Origin of the sequence: Domibacillus indicus, from assembly GCF_023715895.1 — a bacterium.
In the GTDB taxonomy this organism is placed as follows: domain Bacteria; phylum Bacillota; class Bacilli; order Bacillales; family Domibacillaceae; genus Domibacillus; species Domibacillus indicus_A.
The window spans coordinates 1-18,686 of the sequence record NZ_JAMBOO010000009.1 but is presented as its reverse complement, the minus strand read 5'-3'; the positions used below and the strand labels follow the sequence as shown (position 1 = coordinate 18,686).

The following is an 18,686-nucleotide window of genomic DNA, read 5'->3' as shown; positions in this document are numbered from 1 at the left end:
TATTGAACGAAAAAGGAGAGATTGGGATGACCAACGTTGTACTCAATGCCGATGTAACAAAAGGAACAATCAATAAAAACATTTACGGACATTTTGCCGAACACCTTGGCCGCTGTATTTATGAAGGAATCTGGGTAGGAGAAGAATCTTCGATCCCAAATACAAACGGCATTCGCAACGATGTGCTGCAGGCATTAAAAGACATTCGCATTCCGCTGCTTCGCTGGCCGGGCGGCTGTTTTGCAGACGAATACCACTGGCGTGATGGAGTCGGGCCCCGTGAAGGGCGGAAGCATATGATCAACACACACTGGGGTGGTGTGGTAGAAAACAACCATTTCGGTACACACGAGTTTATGATGCTGTGTGAAATGCTTGAATGCGAGCCTTACATTTGCGGCAACGTCGGCAGCGGCAGCGTGCAGGAAATGTCAGAGTGGATTGAATACATGACATTTGACGGCGAGTCGCCAATGGCCAACTGGCGCAGGGAAAATGGCCGTCAGGAACCGTGGGACTTAACGTATTTCGGCGTAGGAAATGAAAACTGGGGCTGCGGCGGCAATATGCGGCCGGAATACTATGCCGATTTATACCGCCGTTTTCAAACGTTCGTCCGCAACTACGGCGATAATAAAATTTACCGCATTGCCGGTGGTGCCAACGTCGATGATTACAACTGGACTGAAGTGCTGATGCGTGAAGCGGCGCCGTTTATGGATGGGCTGAGCCTTCACTATTACACGATTCCAGGCGACTTCTGGAAAGGAAAAGGCTCTGCGCTTGATTTTGAAGAATCCGAGTGGTTCGTGACAATGAAAAAAGCATTACATATGAACGAGCTCATTACACGCCATTCAACGATCATGGATAAATACGATCCTGACAAGCGTATCGGCATGATTATTGATGAGTGGGGCACATGGCTTGATGTGGAGCCGGGTACAAACCCAGGCTTCTTATACCAGCAGAATACGATCCGCGATGCGCTTGTAGCGGCCGTACACTTCCATATCTTCCACGATCATGCGGACCGTGTGCAGATGACCAATATCGCTCAAACCGTAAATGTTCTGCAGGCGATGGTGCTGACGGATAACGAAAAAATGCTTCTTACACCGACTTATCACGTATTTGATATGTATAAAGAGCACCAGGGAGCACAGCTCCTTGATGTAAGTGTTAACAGCGGAACGTATGAAATGGAAGGGGATATGCTTCCTCAAGTAAGTGCAACAGCATCGAAAAATGCAGATGGCGTTATTCATCTCAGCTTGTATAACATTGACCATCAGCACCCAGCTTCCGTTTCCATTGATATCCGGGGTATTGCTGGCGGCTCCTTATCTATTGAAGGGCGCATGTTAACAGCGGATGAAATGAATGCGCATAACACATTCGAAAATCCGGAGCGCGTAAAGCCAGAAGCGTACACCGATTTTACAGTGGAAAACGGCCAATTAACGGCACAGCTGCCGAACATGTCTATTATCCAGCTCACAATCCACTCTTAAGGAGCGTGCAAGATGAAAGCGACTATGATTGTTGAAAAAGATTTTAAAATCGCAGAAATCGATAAACGGGTATACGGTTCATTTATTGAACATTTGGGGCGTGCTGTATACGGCGGTATTTATGAACCGGATCACCCTGAAGCGGATGAGCACGGGTTTCGCCGTGACGTGATCGATCTCGTAAACGAATTGCAGGTACCGCTTGTCCGTTATCCGGGCGGTAACTTTGTATCCGGCTACAACTGGGAGGATGGGGTTGGTCCTAAAAGTGAGCGTCCGAAAAAATTGGAGCTTGCATGGCGCGCGCTTGAAACAAATGAAATTGGCACAAATGAATTTATGGAATGGGCAAAGCGGGCCGGAACAGACGTTAACATGGCAGTGAATCTGGGAACGCGCGGTATTGATGCAGCCCGAAACCTCGTAGAATACTGTAATCATCCAGGCGGCTCTTTTTATAGTGATCTGCGCATTTCGCACGGCGTAAAAGACCCATACAACATTAAAACGTGGTGTTTAGGAAATGAAATGGATGGCCCATGGCAAATCGGGCACAAAACCGCACACGAGTACGGTCGTCTTGCCGCAGAAACGGCTAAAGCAATGAAGTGGGTAGATCCGACGATAGAGCTTGTTGCCTGCGGCAGCTCGCACCGGAACATGCCGACATTTGCCGAATGGGAAGCGACAGTGTTAGATCATACGTATGAGCATGTGGAGTTTATTTCACTTCACCAGTATTACGGCAACCGCGATAACGACCTTCCAAACTACCTGGCTCAAACGATGGAAATGGATGACTTTATTCGCTCGGTTATTTCGATTGCCGACTACATTAAAGCGAAAAAACGGAGCAAAAAGCACATTCATCTTGCTTTTGATGAGTGGAATGTATGGTATCACTCGAATGAGCAGGATAAGAAGCTGGAGCCATGGACTGTGGCACCGCCTCAGCTCGAAGATATTTATAACTTTGAAGATGCACTGCTTGTGGGCGGCATGCTCATTACCATGCTCAAGCACGCCGACCGATTAAAAATCGCCTGCCTGGCACAGCTTGTGAATGTCATCGCACCAATTATGACCGAGCAAAACGGGTCAGCCTGGAAACAAACCATCTATTATCCGTTTATGCATGCATCTGTGTACGGACGCGGCATAGCGCTCCATCCGATTGTTTCGTCACCGAAATACGACAGTAAGGATTTTACTGACGTGCCTGTGCTTGAATCAATGGCGGTTTACAACGAGGAGCAGGATCAGCTGACTATTTTTGCGCTGAACCGCGAGGTAAGGGAGCCGCTTCAGCTTGAATGTGATATTCGCAATTTTGAAGGCTACGAGGTGGCAGAGCATATTGTGCTTGAAAACGGCGGCAACGTGAAACAGTCGAATTCCGCCGGTTCTGCACCGGTTAAGCCCCACTCAAACGGTGATGCTTCGATTGACGGCGGCACTGTCACAGCATCGCTTCCAGCGCTTTCCTGGAATGTGATTCGCCTGCAAAAAAGAGGAGAAAGAGGATGAAGATCGAGCCGATTGTTGTGGAACGGGATGCGTTTCAACAATGTGCGGAGCACCTGAAGTCGAAGAGCTGGACCAGCGTGCTGCTTATTGCCGATCAGTATACGCAAAAAGCAGCCGGTCATGATCTGGCAGAACAGCTGACCCAGGCAGGGGTCAACGTAAAGACGTGTCTTATTGAGCCGGATGAGCATGGTGATGTTAAAGCAGATGAAATCTCTCTCGTGCAGGCACTTATTGCGATTGATCAAAGCCTGGATGCACTCCTGGCTGTTGGGGCAGGAACCATTCATGATATTACCCGGTTTTGCAGCGACAAAACTGGAGTTCCATTCATTTCGATTCCGACTGCTCCGTCTGTGGATGGATTTACATCGGTTGGTGCACCGCTCATCGTCCGTGGAAAGAAAACAACCTTTAAAGCCGCGTCACCGGTGGCGCTTTTTGCGGATATTGGCGTCTTAACCGCTGCGCCGCCTGAAATGATTGCAGCCGGTTTCGGCGACATGACAGCAAAGTTTACATCGCTTGCGGACTGGCGGTTCAGCCATTCAACAGCAGGCGAGCCTTATTCGGAGGAAGCGGCAGCCATAACAGAAAAAGCCTTATGGCAATGCGTTCATCATGTGGAGCAAATTGCTGCAAAAGAAGAAGAAGGCATCCGGATTTTAATGAATGCGCTCATTGAATCCGGGAAAGCGATGCTTTTGTTTGGGCAATCGCACCCAGCTTCTGGAGCAGAGCATCATTTGTCGCATTTTTGGGAGATGGAATTTATCCGAACAGGGCGCCCGCAAATTTTGCACGGCGCGAAAGTGGCAGCAGCGACGGTGCTCATTGCTTCTATCTATAAAAAATACCAATCAGAAATTGAAAAAGCAGGAGCAGATGTAACAACGCCCGATCCGAATTTTATTGCTGAGCTGTTAAAACGTGTAGGGGCTCCGGTTTCACCGGCTGACCTTCATATTGAAGAAGGCCTTGTAGCCTCCAGCCTTCAACACGCCCACAGGCTGCGGGACCGTCACACGATGCTCCGATTTTTAAATGAACAACATATCAAATTTGAAAGAGAGGTGCTCCAATGACTGTTTATGAAAACCCGCTGCTGTTAAAGCAGGCAGATCCGTTTATCTATAAACATAAAGATGGTTTCTACTATTTTATTGCATCAAGTCCACAGTTTGACCGTATTGAACTGCGGCGTTCAACGACTATTGATGGTCTCCGTACAGCAAATGCTGTAACCGTCTGGACAAAGCATGAGGAAGGTCCGCTAAGCTGCTTGATTTGGGCACCAGAGCTTCATTATATAGAAGAAAGCTGGTACATTTATTTTGCAGCGGCTCCAAGTGAAAAAGCACATCCGGAGCATAAAACGTTTCAGCATCGCATGTATGTGATCCAAAATAAGGGTGAAAATCCGCTTGAAGGCGAATGGGAAGAAAAAGGGCAGATCAAAACCGACTGGGAGTCATTTTCACTGGATGCGACTGTATTCGAGCATAAAGGCACATACTTCTATGTATGGGCACAAAAAGATCCAGCCATTCTAGGAAACTCGAATTTATATATTGCGGAGATGGAAAACCCGTGGACACTGAAAGCCAAGCAAGTGATGCTGACAAAGCCTGATCTGGAATGGGAAATGCGTAAAATTCCTGTGAACGAAGGGCCGGCTGTGCTGAAGCGGAACGGAAAAATCTTTATCACCTATTCAGCGAGTGCGACCGATGAAAACTATGCGATGGGGATGCTTGCGGCAGACGAGGAAGCCGACCTGCTTGATGCGGCGTCATGGGAAAAAGTGCAGCAGCCTGTTTTTCAAACGAGTGAACAAAACGAAAAGTTTGGCCCGGGACATAACAGTTTTACGGTTGCCGACGACGGCATAACCGACCTGCTTGTGTACCATGCCCGCGACCGTAAAACGGGCGGCGGAGAAGCGTTAAATGATGCCGGCCGGCACGCCTGCATTCAGCCGTTTCATTATGACGAAAAAGGATATCCGGTGTTCGGGGAGCCGGTTCCAAATGCAGCACCGGCTTCTACTGTATAAAAAAATGTGCGCCTTTAAAGGCGCACATTTTTTTATGCAGGCACTCATTGTAGAAAAAGCATAAAAATGCTATCTTGGAATTACGTTATACGTACAAGTTAATGCTTCCTTTGAAAGGGGCTTGCTCAATGAAAAAGCTGCTTGCTATTTATGTAGTATTAATCATCGCATTCGGTCTTTATTTTTATTTTTATCAAACGAGCGAAAGAGCACTTCAGCATTCATCACCGGAATCGCTTGATGAGAAATATGTAATGGTGACGTTTCAAGCCGGTATTGATTATTGGAAGCCGGCAATCAAAGGATTTGAAGACGCAGCAGAGGAATTGGGTGTTTCGATTGAATATAGAGGAGCGCCACAAGTTGACGCTTATGAACAAATTACAGTCCTTGAGCAGGTCATTGCCCGTAAGCCTGCCGGCATCGCCATATCAGCAGTAGATGCAGAAAAGCTAAATCCAACGATCAAACAGGCTGTTGAAGCCGGTATTTCAGTTGTATTGTTTGATGCAGATGCGCCGCAAAGTGGTGCAGCTTCTTTTTTAGGCACGGATAACAAAGAAGCAGGAGCGGAAGCGGCTCATAAGCTTGCGTCTCTTATGAACGAAAAAGGAAAAACAGCGGTCATTACCGCACCCGGCCAGTTGAATTTGCAGGAACGCACAAAGGGTTTTACCGAAGCCATGAAGCAGCATTACCCGAATATGCAGGTAGTTGCTGTTGAAAACGGAAGACGGGATGAAAAAACAGCCAGACAGGCAGTTCTAAATTTGTTTAAGAAGCATCCGGATATTGGCGGCTTTTTTTCAACAGAGGCAAATGCAGGAGCAGGTATTGCACAGGCAGCCAGGGCAGCCGGCCGGGATGTGAAAATCATCGGGTTTGATACATACAAAACGACGCTCGATTTGATTCAGTCGGGAGAAATCGATGCAGCCATTGCTCAGGGAACATGGGAGATGGGCTACCAGTCTCTGCACTTTTTGGTTCAGCTCCATCAAGATTCGGATTCGTCTATTCCCGCCCGTGTCAATACAGGGGTAACGGTCGTTACAAAAGAGAATGCCGCCTCCTATTATGCATGGTAAAGGAAAGAAGAGATAAATATGAAAATAACTAAATGGAAATTGAATAACATTCCGATTAAGCATAAGCTGGTCGCGCTGCTGCTCTTTATTACGATCATTCCTGCCATTGTCCTCAGCCTGCTTATTGCCGTGACGGTTGAACGTGTGATTGAAGATCAAGTAACCGAAAATACGCTTCAGCTCATTGGGCAGGTCAATAAATCAATCGAGTACTATGCAGGAAATATGCAGAATGTCAGTTACCTGCTTTCATTTGATCCTGAAGTAGAGGCGTTTTTAGATGGGAAACGAACGGAAGAAGGAGAGTATTCAATTCGGCAATTTATGCAAAGGCTTACAACGCTTTATCCTGAAGTAGCCGGTATTTTAGCCGTAAACAGCAAGGGAGAAGCCGTCAGCAATGAATTATATGCTCAGCCTGATTGGGATCTTGCGAAAGAAGACTGGTACAAGCAGGCGGTCGAAGGAGCCGGGATTTTTAAAATGATCGGCCGGCCGAAAAACCGCTCCATTACGAGCCATGTCCATTACAGTGAAGAGGAAGTGGTATCGGTTGTGCGGGCTATTGTAGACCCGGACACAAAGAAAGTAAAAGGTGTGATTTTAATTGATTTAAAAATCCGGGTGATAGCAGAAGCGGCTCGAAATATTAATACAGGAAAAGCGGGTTACTTAATGGTGCTTGATGAAGCCGGCCGGCCGATTTATTCGCCTGAGCCCTCGCTGCTTAAAGGCGTTCCTGTTGAGCGATTCAAGGCGAAGAAAGCCGGTTCTTTTTCGTCTATCATAAATGGAGAAAAAAGACAGTTTATTTATCAAAACCAGCCCTTTACCAACTGGACCACCGTCGGCGTTTTTTCAACACAAGAATCTGTTCGAGAAGTGCGGACCATTAACTTTTTCGTTGTTTGCTTTATTTTTCTTATTTTTTTCATTGCTATTACGGCTGCTTATATCTTATCAAACTCAATGGTAAGACCGATTGAGCGAATTATTTCATTTATCCAAAAGGTAGATGCAGGTGATCTGGCGGTTCGCTACAGGGATAGTCGGAGAGATGAAATTGGCATGCTGGGCAGAAGCTTAAACCGAATGTTAATGCGCATCGAAAAACTGATGATGATGAACAAAGTGCAGGAGCAGCAAAAGAGGGAAGCGGAGCTGCGCAGTCTGCAGGCACATATTAAGCCTCATTTTTTATATAACACGCTCGACACTATTAATTGGATGGCCAGAAAGCAAAAAGCATACGATGTGGCAGAGGTTGTGGAATCACTGTCTACATTGTTTCGGATTGGCTTGAGTAAGGGGCACGATATTATTTCTCTGCAGGATGAAATCACACATATTAAAAGCTACTTGAGCATTCAAAAAGCCCGATATAAGGATAAACTCCATTACACGATCCATATGGCACCTGAAGTAGAAAACGCGTCCGTGCTTAAACTCGTTCTTCAGCCGATAGTGGAAAATGCGATTTACCACGGAATAAAAGAAAGGCGGGGCCCGGGACATGTCCGCATTTCCGCTTGTGAAGAAAACGAACGGCTTTTGTTAACGGTAGAAGATGACGGAGCCGGCATGACAGAAGAAAGGCTGGAACAAATCCGCGCCAAGCTGGCATCCGTCCAGACTGAAAAAACGATGCAGAAAACGGATTTTGGCTACGGCATGATGAACGTACAGGCAAGAATTCAGCTCGTATTCGGCTCCCAATACGGCATCCAAATAAAAAGCCTGCGGGGTGCTGGCACAAAAGTGGTGGTTGTGCTGCCGCTGAATCATCGTTTAACAGGAGAATAAGGGGGAGGACTATGAAAAATTGGAAGGTGCTTATTGCAGACGATGAACCAATGATTCGGGAAGGGCTGCAGGAGTCCATTAACTGGACAGAACTCGGAATGGAAGTAACAGCATTGGCGGAAGACGGAGAAGAAGCACTGGAACTCGCCCTTGAGCACGATGTTCATATCGTACTCGCCGATTTAAACATGCCTATTATGAATGGAATCGAAATGATACGCGCCTTGAAAAAACAAAAGCCAGACTGCCAGGTCATTATTATTACCGGGCATGACGAGTTTACGTATGCGCAGGAAGCGCTTCGCTTAAATGTAACAGACTATATTTTAAAGCCGGTAAAACCGGAGCAGCTGCTTGAAGTTGTTACCCGTGTGCGTGACCAGCTTCAGCAAAATGAACGAGAATCCACCCGTGTAGAAAGAATGAGTGCGCAGCTTACCAAAAATAAACTAACACTAAAGGAAGCATTCGGAAGGGAATGGATTGAGCAGAAGTTAAAAGAGGAAGAAGTCAGGGCGCAGCTGGAGTTTTTTGGGCTTCCTGCTGAAATGCCGGGGGAAATTGGCATTATTAGAAGTCAGGCATACCGTTCTGGCAAGCCGATTTTAACGGATAACGACCGCCGAATGATGCTGTTTGCTATAAAAAACATTGCAGAAGACTGGCTGAAGGAAACGGAGCATTTATTATTTTCAAACGAAGAACATGTTGTGTTAATTACATGGGTTTCCCTTTCAGAAAAGCTTGTTTGGGAGATAGAGGAAGCGTTGAAGCAATATATGAACATACATAGCCAGTTTTACCGGGAGAACATCAAGGAACATGTAGTACTTGCTTATCAAAAATGCCTGCAGCGGGCAAACCAGGATGCCTTGGCGTCCCCTATAGTCCGCCGGGCAAAAGAATATATTCATGAGCATTTTGAAAATCCGGAGCTTTCACTTGAATCTACTGCAGAAGCCCTGCAAGTCTCACCGGTTTATTTAAGCAGGATTATAAAGCAGGAGCTTGGCATTTCTTTTGTCCAGCTTGTAACAGGGAAAAGAATGAATAAAGCTGTTCATCTGCTTCAAACAACGGATCTGCCGATTTTGCATATTGCGGAAGCCGTCGGCTATGAATCCCAGCATTATTTTAGCACTGCTTTTAAAAAAGCTGTGGGTATGTCACCGAATCAGTACCGCAAAAATAGCGGATAACAAGCTGCCTTTTGAGGAAAAAGGCCGTCAGACTGTAGACAAATGATATGGATGACCGTGCACATGAATGGGATGGGTCGGCGGCTTCCAGGCAGCTCCGCTTTCCATGGGGCAGGCGCTGAGCCCGACTTCGCCTGGCGGCTCCACCGGTCTCATCTGCCGGCTAGTCCCATAGGAGTCTGCGCTGCCCTCCCGCCGCCAAGTGGCTTGCGACAAGATTGGATAGAGCGAATAAGGTTGTATCTTTTTGTTTAAAAAAAGAGAAAATGTCTATTCGTTCTTTGTTTATGGATTTTCAACACCACTTAGTGAAGCCTGCCGGCCGAAGACTCCCGCACTGCCCTAAGGGGCGCGAAGGCAGGCAGGCTTCACTGATCGGCTCTTTTTTAAAAGCGAAAGACTTTGTCTACACACTGACTGCCTTTTAAAGAAAAAGGCAGTTTTTTTATATGTTTATGAAAGCGTTTTTATAAAAGTTGAATTTTTATAAAAGAAGGTAATTTATTGAAAAGACGCATATCAGGTGCGGTGCTATAGTCAAGGTAAGAAAACAAGGAACAAAAGGGGGAGCATCAAATGAGAAAGTGGCTTTCGGTTCCAATCCTTATGCTGCTGATGTTGTTTTTATCCGCATGCGGTGTCATTGATACAAGCGAAAGCGAAAAAGGGTATATCGGTATTTCCATGCCGACTAAATCATCAGAGCGCTGGGTGAACGATGGAGAAAATATGAAAAAGCAATTTGAAAAGCTTGGCTATAAAACGGATCTTCAATATGCAGAAGATGTTGTGGAAAACCAAACAGCTCAAATTGAAAATATGATCACAAAAGGTGTGGATGTTCTGGTGGTCGCGCCCATTGATGGGCAGGCAGCATTAACGACGGTACTTGAGCGGGCGCACAAGCAAGGCATTAAAATTATAGCTTATGACCGTTTGATTCAATACAGTGACTACATTGATTATTATGCGACATTTGATAACTTTCAGGTTGGTGTCCTGCAAGGCCAGTATATTGAACAAAAACTTGGGCTGAAAGATGGAAAAGGTCCATTTAATATTGAAATTTTTGCCGGCTCGCCAGATGACAATAACGCGTATTTCTTTTTTGACGGGGCTATGTCCATTCTTCAGCCGTATATCGACAGCGGCAAGCTGGTGGTGAAAAGTGGACAAACAAAATTTAATCAAGGTGCGACTCTTCGCTGGGACGGAGCGGTGGCGCAAGCAAGGATGGATAATTTGTTAAGCGCTTACTATACGAAAGACCGGCTCGATGCGGTGCTGTCCCCGTATGACGGAATCAGCATCGGTGTGATTTCTTCCTTGAAAGGAATCGGGTATGGTTCAGCCGGAAAGCCAATGCCGGTTATTACTGGCCAGGACGCTGAGCTTGCTTCGATAAAATCGATCATTCATGGACAGCAGACCCAGACCATTTTTAAAGACACACGCCAATTAGCGGAAAAAGCGGTGAATATGGCGACAGCGGTGCTTAATGGTGAGAAAGCGGACGTAAATGATACAAAAACATATGACAACGGTGCAAAGATCGTTCCTTCGTTTTTATTAAATCCTGTCTCAGTGGACCGAACCAATTATGATTCCGTGCTGGTAGGCAGCGGTTATTATACGGCTGAGCAGCTTGGCCAGAAAGAAGAGGTGGTACAATGACAGACATCATTCTCGAAATGCGCGGTATTACAAAAGAATTTCCCGGAGTTAAAGCACTTTCCAATGTAAACCTTCAAGTTAAAAGAGGTGAAATTCATGCGTTGTGCGGAGAGAACGGCGCAGGAAAATCTACGCTCATGAAAGTACTCAGCGGTGTTTATGCGCATGGTTCTTACACAGGTAACATTTTGCTGGACGGAGAGGTATGTGAATTTAAAAACATCCGTCAAAGTGAAGAGCGGGGCATCGTCATTATTCATCAGGAGCTTGCCCTTATTCCATATTTGTCGATAGCCGAAAACATTTTCCTCGGTAATGAGCTGAGCCGCAATGGCGTGATTGACTGGAATGAAACGATGATGAGAACAAAAGAGCTTTTGCAAAAAGTCGGATTAAAAGAGTCGCCGCAGACAAAAGTAGAAGATATTGGTGTCGGCAAGCAGCAGCTTGTAGAAATTGCTAAAGCGCTCGCAAAGGATGTAAAACTTTTGATTTTAGATGAGCCGACTGCTTCTTTAAATGAAAATGACAGTGAGAACCTATTGAATTTACTGCTTGAATTTAAGAGCCACGGCATGTCAGCCATTATGATTTCTCACAAGTTAAATGAAATTGAGCGGGTGGCGGACTCCATGACGATTATTCGGGATGGGCAGTCTATTGAAACGCTCGATATGAAACGGGATAACGTTAACCAGGATCGAATCATTAAAGGAATGGTCGGCCGTGACCTGACAAACCGGTATCCAGAGCGCACACCAAACATTGGTGAAACGGTTTTTGAAGTGAAAAACTGGACGGTGTATCATCCGGCGCACGCCGACCGGAAAATGATTGACAATGTCAGCTTCCATATCCGGCGCGGGGAGATTGTCGGTGTTGCCGGATTAATGGGCGCAGGGCGCACAGAACTAGCGATGAGTATTTTCGGCAAATCATACGGAAAAAAAATCAGCGGCCATCTTGTGAAAAACGGCCGGGAAGTTCAGTTTCCCAATGTAACAAGTGCGATTAAGCAGGGGATGGCGTACGTATCGGAGGATCGGAAAGGCAACGGTCTTATCTTAATGGATGACATTAAGCAAAATATTACGCTTGCAAGCCTCGATAAAATTTCCAAGCGAAGCATCATTGATGAAAACAAAGAAAAGATCGAAGCGGAGCATTACCGTAAAAAACTCCGGATCAAAACCCCGTCTGTTTTGCAGAAAGCCGGCAACTTAAGCGGCGGGAACCAGCAGAAAATTGTACTGAGCAAATGGATTTTTTCAGAGCCGGATATTTTAATTCTGGATGAGCCGACACGTGGCATCGATGTTGGTGCAAAGTACGAAATTTACTCGATTATCAATGAATTGGCCGCAGAAGGAAAAGGCATTTTGCTGATCTCCTCTGAGCTGCCGGAGCTTCTTGGTATGTGTGATCGCGTGTATGTTATGAATGAAGGATCGATTACAGGTGAAGTCGCAAGAGAAGAGGCCAGCCAGGAAACATTGATGATGTATATGACCAAAAGAAAGGTGAGGGGATAATCGATGCAGTCACACGCTCAAAAACAAAGAAATTACTCGTCGCTTCAGCCAGAGTCACCAATGAAAGAGCTTTTAAAAAATAATATGCGCCAATACAGCATGATTTTTGCATTGATCGTCATCATGATGCTGTTTCAGGTGCTGACAAGCGGCTTGCTTCTTCAGCCGCTGAATATCACCAATTTAATCCTGCAAAACAGTTACATTTTAATTCTGGCGATTGGCATGATGCTTGTCATTATTACCGGCCATATTGATTTGTCTGTCGGTTCGATCGCTGCGTTCGTCGGCGCAATTTCAGCTATTTTAATGGTCAATTACGAAATGTCCACATTTGGCGCTGTCGTGATTTCTCTTTTGATCGGTGCTTTGATTGGCGCCTGGCAGGGCTTCTGGGTCGCTTATGTGAAAATTCCGGCTTTTATCGTGACGCTTGCCGGCATGCTTTTGTTCCGCGGTTTGACGATGATTGTATTAGAAGGGAAGTCAATCGCTCCATTCCCGGAGGCGTTCCAAAAAATAAGCTCCGGCTTTATTCCGGATGGAAGCGCCGCAAACGTAGTAACTCTTTCCATTGGTGCTGTGTTGTCTGTCGTGCTTGTGATCAGTCAGCTGAGAACACGCCGCACACAAATAAAGTTTCGTTTTGATGTACAGCCGAAAGGAATGTTTATCTTAAAGCTTGTCAGCATGATTGTACTGCTGAATGTGTTTACCTACGTACTGGCTTCCTACGAAGGCATTCCGAATGTGTTAATCCTGCTTGGCATTTTAATTGTCGTTTACACATATGTCATGAAAAAAACAAAAGCTGGACGCCATATTTATGCAATTGGCGGAAATGAAAAAGCGGCACAGCTGTCGGGGATTAAAACAAAACAAATGACATTTTGGGTATTCGTCAACATGGGCGTTCTTTCTGCGCTGTCCGGCTTGATTTTTGCGGCCCGCTTAAATGCTGCCACTCCAAAATCTGGAAACTTATTTGAGCTTGATGCCATTGCGGCCTGCTTTATCGGAGGTGCCTCTGCGTACGGCGGTATTGGAACTGTCCCGGGTGCGATCATCGGCGGCCTCGTGATGGGAATCATGAATAACGGGATGTCCCTCCTTGGCCTCGGCATCGACTGGCAGCAGGGTATCAAAGGGCTTGTGCTTCTTGCAGCAGTTGCATTTGATATTTACAATAAAAATAAAGCAGCGTAAAAAAAAGGAACGGCAAAATAAAAAATAACCGGGAAGCCCAAAGAGGGCTTCTCGGTTATTTTTTTGTTCCCACTACACGAATCCGCCAGTAATCCGCGATCCAATGATCTTCATAAAACCGTTCTTCCATCAATGTGGCTACAGCCCCGGATATGATCCGCTCTTTTTCTTCCGGTATCTGTGCGCCCATGACCACATCACCAAACATATGAATCCAATTCCGCATCCCGTCTACACCTTCAAGACGGGTCGGCCGTTCAAAGTGCTCGGCAAACGTGACATGAAAGCCGGCTTGTTCCATTAAAGAAGTGTATTCTCCAATCGAAGGGAAAAACCATGGATATTGGTTATGGTCGTAATGATCAATTTGCCCGATAATAGCCCGGGAAATAGAAGCGACGTTTCCTTTGGCACCAAACTCTGCCACAAACCGGCCGCCCGGCTTTAAACTCTTAAATATACCGCCCAGCACTTGTTCGGGCTTTTTCATCCAATGAAGAGCGGCGTTTGAAAATACCGCATCGAATTTTTTCTCAAACGGGAGGTTGTGCGCGTCTTCTACAAAAAATGGGATATGAGGGTATTTTTGTTTTGCTTCTTCGATCATGGAGGCAGACTGGTCAATGCCAGCCACATGAATTCCTTTGTTGCACAATGAAAAAGCCAGATCACCTGTGCCGCATCCAACATCTAAAATCGCTTCGCCGGCTTTTGGTGCAAGCAGGTCTACAACATCCTCGCCAAATTTTGAGACAAATTGGTGTTTTCCATCATATAACTGTGCATTCCAGATCATATTCACTTCACTCCTTTTCATTTAGTATAGGGTTTTTCCTATATAATGAAAATTAGTTAAAAATGAGAAATTTGATAACGAAGTGGAATAAGGAGGAACGTATGAATATTTATTGGATTAAAACATTTTTAAAAGCAGCGGAAACAGAAAATTTCCGGCAGGCTTCAGAAGAATTGTTTATTTCCCAGCCGGCCGTCACAAAGCATATTCAACGGCTGGAGGACCGGTTGGATATCTCTTTGTTTGAGCGGCATGGGAAAGCGGTCAAGCTGACACCGGCCGGCTTGTTTTTTCTCCCGCGTGCAAAGGAAATCGCCGATTCATTTGACCGGAATATAAGTGAGTTTGACGCCTGGAAGCAGGGATATACAAAAAAGCTGGCAATTGCCTGCGCACCACAGATTGCCTCGTCCTTTCTGCCCCCGGTCCTTCAGCAGTTTATGGCCCGCTTTCCGGAGATTGATGTACAGATCGACATTCATAAGTCTTATGAAATCGGCGAAAAAGTAGGGAGCGGTGAGGCAGACATTGGACTTGCGCGAATGCCTTCCGCTTTTGCCGGTACATCTGTCAGTATCATTCATAGTGAAGCGGTTGTACTGGCCGGGCCGGCGGCTGAAAAGATCGATGAAGCTTTTCTCTTAAAAAATTACCGGGTTCTGGCGCATAACCATCCGGGTTACTGGGAAGAGCTTTTAAAAGAACTGAAAAAGAAACATCCCCACTTGAAAATCATGACCGTCAGCCAGATGGATGTAACAAAGCGATTTATTGAAGCGGGTCTTGGGGTGTCATACATACCAAAATCAATGGTAAAAGAAGAGCTTGTTTCGGGCAGGCTAAGCACCTATCCGTCTGAAACTGCAGAAAAACAAGCATCCCATACGTATTTAATTGAAAAAACGATAACAGAGGAAGCGGACTTGTTTAAACAGTTTCTCTTGTCAGTACAAGATGGAAAAAGCGGATGATCTGGACGGATGTTTAAGAAAGCAAAAAACAAAAGCCAAATAACAGAAAGGAGCTGACTCATTGGAAACCTATCGCAAAAGTGCAGATGATGTGATCGCAGAATGGAATACAACCAGTCAGGGATTAACAACCGGGGAAGCGATCAAACGACTCGAAGAGCATGGCTATAATGAGATTAAGGGCAAGAAAAAGGACCCTGTTTGGAAGCTTTTTTTAGCCACGTTTAAAGATGCCATGGTAATTGTTCTGCTTGTAGCAGCCGGCATCCAGCTTGTGCTTGGCGAGGCGGTAGAGTCCGTTATTATTTTTCTTGTTCTTTTGTTAAACGGCGTAATCAGCGTCATTCAAACAAGAAAAGCGGAAAGCTCCCTTGATGCACTGCGTGAAATGTCCGCCCCGTCCGCAAAAGTAATGCGTGATGGCGTGAGTCAAACGGTGCCCGCAAGAGAGCTGGCAAAAGGGGATGTTGTTCAGCTTGATGCAGGTGATTATGTACCGGCAGATGGACGGCTGATTGCCAGTGAATCATTGAAGGTAAACGAAGGAATGCTGACTGGAGAATCTGAAGCAGCCCAAAAAAGCACGGATACGTTAACAGAGCAAGTACCTGTTGGTGATCGGCTTAAGTATGGTACATAGCGGCTCCTTAGTCGTAAATGGGCGCGGCCGTTTTGTAGTAACGGGAACGGCCAATGAAACAGAAATCGGAAAAATCGCTAATATGATCGCAACTGCGGAGTCTAAACAAACCCCGCTTCAGCGGAAGCTGGACGAATTCAGCAAGAAGCTTGGAATCGGTATTCTCGTTTTATGTATTTTGATTTTTGCGGCCCAGGCATTGCGCATTTGGTTTGGCAATGAGCAGGTAGATACGACAGAAGGAATGCTGAATGCGTTTATGTTCGCGGTCGCTGTTGCCGTAGCTGCGATTCCAGAAGCTCTTTCTTCTATTGTAACCATCGTCATGGCGGTTGGAACAACGAAAATGGCGAAACGGCAGGCGATTATCCGGAAGCTGCCAGCAGTAGAAACACTCGGGTCAACGAGTGTGATTTGTACAGATAAAACCGGCACGCTCACCCAAAATAAAATGACCGTTACAAACACCTTTCTGCCGGGAGCAGGGCAGACATTTACTGAAGCGCGTGAGGAAAGAAACAAGTCTGAGCAAATGCTTCTTTATATCGCCTTGCTTTGTAATGACTCATACGTAAATAAAGAAGGTCAGGAAATTGGGGACCCGACTGAAACGGCACTGCTTCATTTCGGGAAAGAGATGAATGAACCTCCTGAACAGCTGCGGGATCAGTTTCAGCGTGAACTGGAACTGCCATTTGACTCTGAACGTAAGCTTATGTCAACCGTTTATACGATTGAGGGGGAACGGCTGATGCTTACAAAAGGCGGCCCCGATGTAATGTTCAAGCGATGCCGCTTTATTTTAACAAACGGCAAAGAAGAGCCGCTCACTGAAGAAAAGCTGAACAAAGTGAAAGAAGCAAATGAAGCTTTTTCAAATGATGCGCTTCGTGTTTTGGCATATGGCTATAAAAAGCTTTCTGCTGAAAAAGCTTCTATTGCGGCAGAGGATGAAAATGATTTGGTGCTGGTCGGTTTGACGGCCATGATCGATCCGCCGCGTGAAGCCGTATACGGAGCTATTGAAGAAGCGAAAAGTGCCGGCATCCGAACGATTATGATTACAGGTGATCATAAAACGACCGCGAAGGCAATCGGGCGGGATATCGGTTTAATGGATGAAAATGATATTGCTTTAACCGGCCAGGAACTGGATCGGCTTTCAGACGAAGAACTGGATGAGAAGCTGGAGAATATCTCAGTTTATGCACGTGTTTCACCCGAAAATAAAATCCGTATTGTCCGCGCGTGGCAGCGAAAAGGCGCCATTACAGCGATGACGGGGGATGGCGTCAATGACGCACCTGCTTTAAAACAAGCGGATATCGGCATTGCGATGGGAAGCGGGACGGATGTAGCAAAGGATTCAGCCGCCATGGTGCTCGCAGATGATAACTTTGTTTCGATTGTGAATGCCGTCGGTGTTGGACGTACGGTGTTTGACAATATTAAAAAAGCGATTAGTTATTTGTTTGCTGGAAACCTCGGCGCAATCATCGCTATTTTATTCGCAGTATTTTTTAATCTTCCGAATCCATTTACAGCGCTGCAGCTCTTATTTATCAACTTGATTAATGACTCGCTTCCGGCATTGGCGCTTGGGATGGAAAAGGAAGAACCGGGGGTTATGAAACGAAAGCCGCGCGATATAAACGAAGGTATCTTTTCTGGAGGAACGCTAAGAGCGGTGGTTACCCGGGGGCTGCTGATTGGAATCGCGGTTATTGTCTCTCATTACATGGGGGTGCAGACGTCGGCAGAAATGGGTATCGCCATGGCCTTCACTACACTGATCTTGGCTCGGACGCTTCAAACTTTTGCAGCCCGTTCCAATACACAAACAGTATTTGGAATAGGATTTTTCAGTAATAGATATGTTCTTGGTGCCGTAAGTGTTTGTTTTTTACTGTATGGATTAACGGTGCTGCCAGGCATACGAAACATTTTTTCGATTCCGCCTTCGTTTGGCTGGGATGAGTGGCTCGTTGCTGCAGGACTTGCCTTAGCAGCGGTTGTGCTTATGGAAGTAATCAAGCTTATCCAAAATAAAAAATCCTAAAGGGAAGCCTCGGTTAAACACACGACCGGGGCTTTCTGTATAAGCGGGGTAGAGATGTGAGGAAAGGTGAAAAGAATTTTTTATATTTTTTTCGAAAAATGTATTGACCATATAGATTGATAGATGCTATATTATTAAACGTCGCTAAGACATCAAGTGAAAACACAACTGAATTAAAGTGAAGATTACCAATCATTTTTACTTTAAAAAGAAGTTGACTTGCTTTTGAGAAATGCGATAGAATAAAGCCTGTCATTGAGGAGTTCTTCTAGTTAAAGCGAGAGGAACGTAAAAAAGGTTAATAAACTTTTTGAAAAAAGTTGTTGACAAACAAAAGAGCTTAATGATATGATGTTATAGCTGTCGCAAAGACAGTGTGAGCAAATTGAACATTGAAAACTGAACAAAATCAATAAAAACGTCAACGTTTTAATTTTTATCTTCCATTAAAAACACCCCGTGTTTTAGTGGAAACAAATGAGCAAGTCAAACACTTTTTGGAGAGTTTGATCCTGGCTCAGGACGAACGCTGGCGGCGTGCCTAATACATGCAAGTCGAGCGGACAGAAGGGAGCTTGCTCCCGGAAGTCAGCGGCGGACGGGTGAGTAACACGTGGGCAA

The 18,686-nt window shown here is 45.7% G+C and carries 12 protein-coding genes, 1 rRNA gene and 1 pseudogene; 13 read left to right on the top strand and 1 reads right to left on the bottom strand.

What is annotated here, in order from left to right:
* Window positions 1–26: 26 nt before the first annotated feature.
* From M3221_RS14225 to mmsB, 10 genes are all read left to right on the top strand, one after another.
* Window positions 27–1,514, top strand: a complete 1,488-nt coding sequence (locus M3221_RS14225) for an alpha-N-arabinofuranosidase (RefSeq protein WP_251272413.1) — start codon at window positions 27–29, stop codon at window positions 1,512–1,514.
* A gap of 12 nt (window positions 1,515–1,526) precedes the next feature.
* Window positions 1,527–3,041, top strand: coding sequence for an arabinosylfuranosidase ArfA (gene arfA, locus M3221_RS14220; RefSeq protein WP_251272412.1), 1,515 nt, complete (start codon window positions 1,527–1,529; stop codon window positions 3,039–3,041).
* Window positions 3,038–4,126 carry a sn-glycerol-1-phosphate dehydrogenase gene (locus tag M3221_RS14215; protein WP_251272411.1) on the top strand — a complete coding sequence of 363 codons (1,089 nt, stop codon included), beginning with the start codon at window positions 3,038–3,040 and terminating at the stop codon, window positions 4,124–4,126. The genes arfA and M3221_RS14215 overlap by 4 nt, the downstream gene beginning before the upstream one ends.
* Window positions 4,123–5,097, top strand: coding sequence for a glycoside hydrolase family 43 protein (locus tag M3221_RS14210; RefSeq protein WP_251272410.1), 975 nt, complete (start codon window positions 4,123–4,125; stop codon window positions 5,095–5,097). The genes M3221_RS14215 and M3221_RS14210 overlap by 4 nt, the downstream gene beginning before the upstream one ends.
* 128 nt (window positions 5,098–5,225) lie before the next feature.
* A complete protein-coding gene (locus tag M3221_RS14205) occupies window positions 5,226–6,185 on the top strand; it encodes a substrate-binding domain-containing protein (protein WP_251272409.1) in 960 nt (319 codons plus the stop codon).
* 18 nt (window positions 6,186–6,203) lie between these two features.
* The gene (locus M3221_RS14200; protein WP_251272408.1) at window positions 6,204–7,988 is read left to right on the top strand and encodes a sensor histidine kinase; all 1,785 of its coding nucleotides are present in this window, start codon (window positions 6,204–6,206) and stop codon (window positions 7,986–7,988) included.
* Window positions 7,989–7,999: 11 nt separating this feature from the next.
* Window positions 8,000–9,187, top strand: coding sequence for a response regulator (locus M3221_RS14195; protein ID WP_251272407.1), 1,188 nt, complete (start codon window positions 8,000–8,002; stop codon window positions 9,185–9,187).
* 606 nt (window positions 9,188–9,793) lie between these two features.
* Window positions 9,794–10,861 carry a multiple monosaccharide ABC transporter substrate-binding protein gene (chvE, locus tag M3221_RS14190; protein WP_251272519.1) on the top strand — a complete coding sequence of 356 codons (1,068 nt, stop codon included), beginning with the start codon at window positions 9,794–9,796 and terminating at the stop codon, window positions 10,859–10,861.
* Entirely contained in the window at window positions 10,858–12,393 is a 1,536-nt protein-coding gene (mmsA, locus tag M3221_RS14185; RefSeq protein ID WP_251272406.1) for a multiple monosaccharide ABC transporter ATP-binding protein, read from the top strand. Before chvE ends, mmsA begins: the two co-directional genes overlap by 4 nt.
* 60 nt (window positions 12,394–12,453) lie before the next feature.
* Complete coding sequence (gene mmsB / locus M3221_RS14180; protein WP_251272518.1) at window positions 12,454–13,599, top strand: multiple monosaccharide ABC transporter permease; 1,146 nt, start codon at window positions 12,454–12,456, stop codon at window positions 13,597–13,599.
* Window positions 13,600–13,654: 55 nt separating this feature from the next.
* Here mmsB and M3221_RS14175 read toward each other — a convergent pair whose 3' ends face one another.
* Window positions 13,655–14,395 (bottom strand): class I SAM-dependent methyltransferase, encoded by a 741-nt coding sequence (locus M3221_RS14175; protein WP_251272405.1) that lies wholly within the window; start codon window positions 14,393–14,395, stop codon window positions 13,655–13,657.
* A gap of 101 nt (window positions 14,396–14,496) precedes the next feature.
* Here M3221_RS14175 and M3221_RS14170 point away from each other — a divergent pair, with 101 nt between their 5' ends.
* The 3 genes and pseudogenes from M3221_RS14170 to M3221_RS14160 form a co-directional block, all read left to right on the top strand.
* Entirely contained in the window at window positions 14,497–15,366 is an 870-nt protein-coding gene (locus M3221_RS14170; RefSeq protein ID WP_251272404.1) for a LysR family transcriptional regulator, read from the top strand.
* 61 nt (window positions 15,367–15,427) lie between these two features.
* Window positions 15,428–18,065, top strand: a pseudogene (locus tag M3221_RS14165) (cation-translocating P-type ATPase).
* Between the two features lie 494 nt (window positions 18,066–18,559).
* Window positions 18,560–18,686: ribosomal RNA gene (locus M3221_RS14160) — 16S ribosomal RNA — on the top strand; the annotation flags it as partial.

Coding starts and splice junctions, on each gene's coding strand:
- chvE (WP_251272519.1), top strand. CDS start 9,794: ATGCTGCTGATGTTGTTTTTATCCGCATGCGGTGTCATTGATACAAGC.
- M3221_RS14200 (WP_251272408.1), top strand. CDS start 6,204: ATGAAAATAACTAAATGGAAATTGAATAACATTCCGATTAAGCATAAG.
- mmsB (WP_251272518.1), top strand. CDS start 12,454: ATGAAAGAGCTTTTAAAAAATAATATGCGCCAATACAGCATGATTTTT.
- M3221_RS14225 (WP_251272413.1), top strand. CDS start 27: ATGACCAACGTTGTACTCAATGCCGATGTAACAAAAGGAACAATCAAT.
- M3221_RS14205 (WP_251272409.1), top strand. CDS start 5,226: ATGAAAAAGCTGCTTGCTATTTATGTAGTATTAATCATCGCATTCGGT.
- M3221_RS14170 (WP_251272404.1), top strand. CDS start 14,497: ATGAATATTTATTGGATTAAAACATTTTTAAAAGCAGCGGAAACAGAA.
- arfA (WP_251272412.1), top strand. CDS start 1,527: ATGAAAGCGACTATGATTGTTGAAAAAGATTTTAAAATCGCAGAAATC.
- M3221_RS14195 (WP_251272407.1), top strand. CDS start 8,000: ATGAAAAATTGGAAGGTGCTTATTGCAGACGATGAACCAATGATTCGG.
- M3221_RS14175 (WP_251272405.1), bottom strand. CDS start 14,395: ATGATCTGGAATGCACAGTTATATGATGGAAAACACCAATTTGTCTCA.
- M3221_RS14215 (WP_251272411.1), top strand. CDS start 3,038: ATGAAGATCGAGCCGATTGTTGTGGAACGGGATGCGTTTCAACAATGT.
- mmsA (WP_251272406.1), top strand. CDS start 10,858: ATGACAGACATCATTCTCGAAATGCGCGGTATTACAAAAGAATTTCCC.
- M3221_RS14210 (WP_251272410.1), top strand. CDS start 4,123: ATGACTGTTTATGAAAACCCGCTGCTGTTAAAGCAGGCAGATCCGTTT.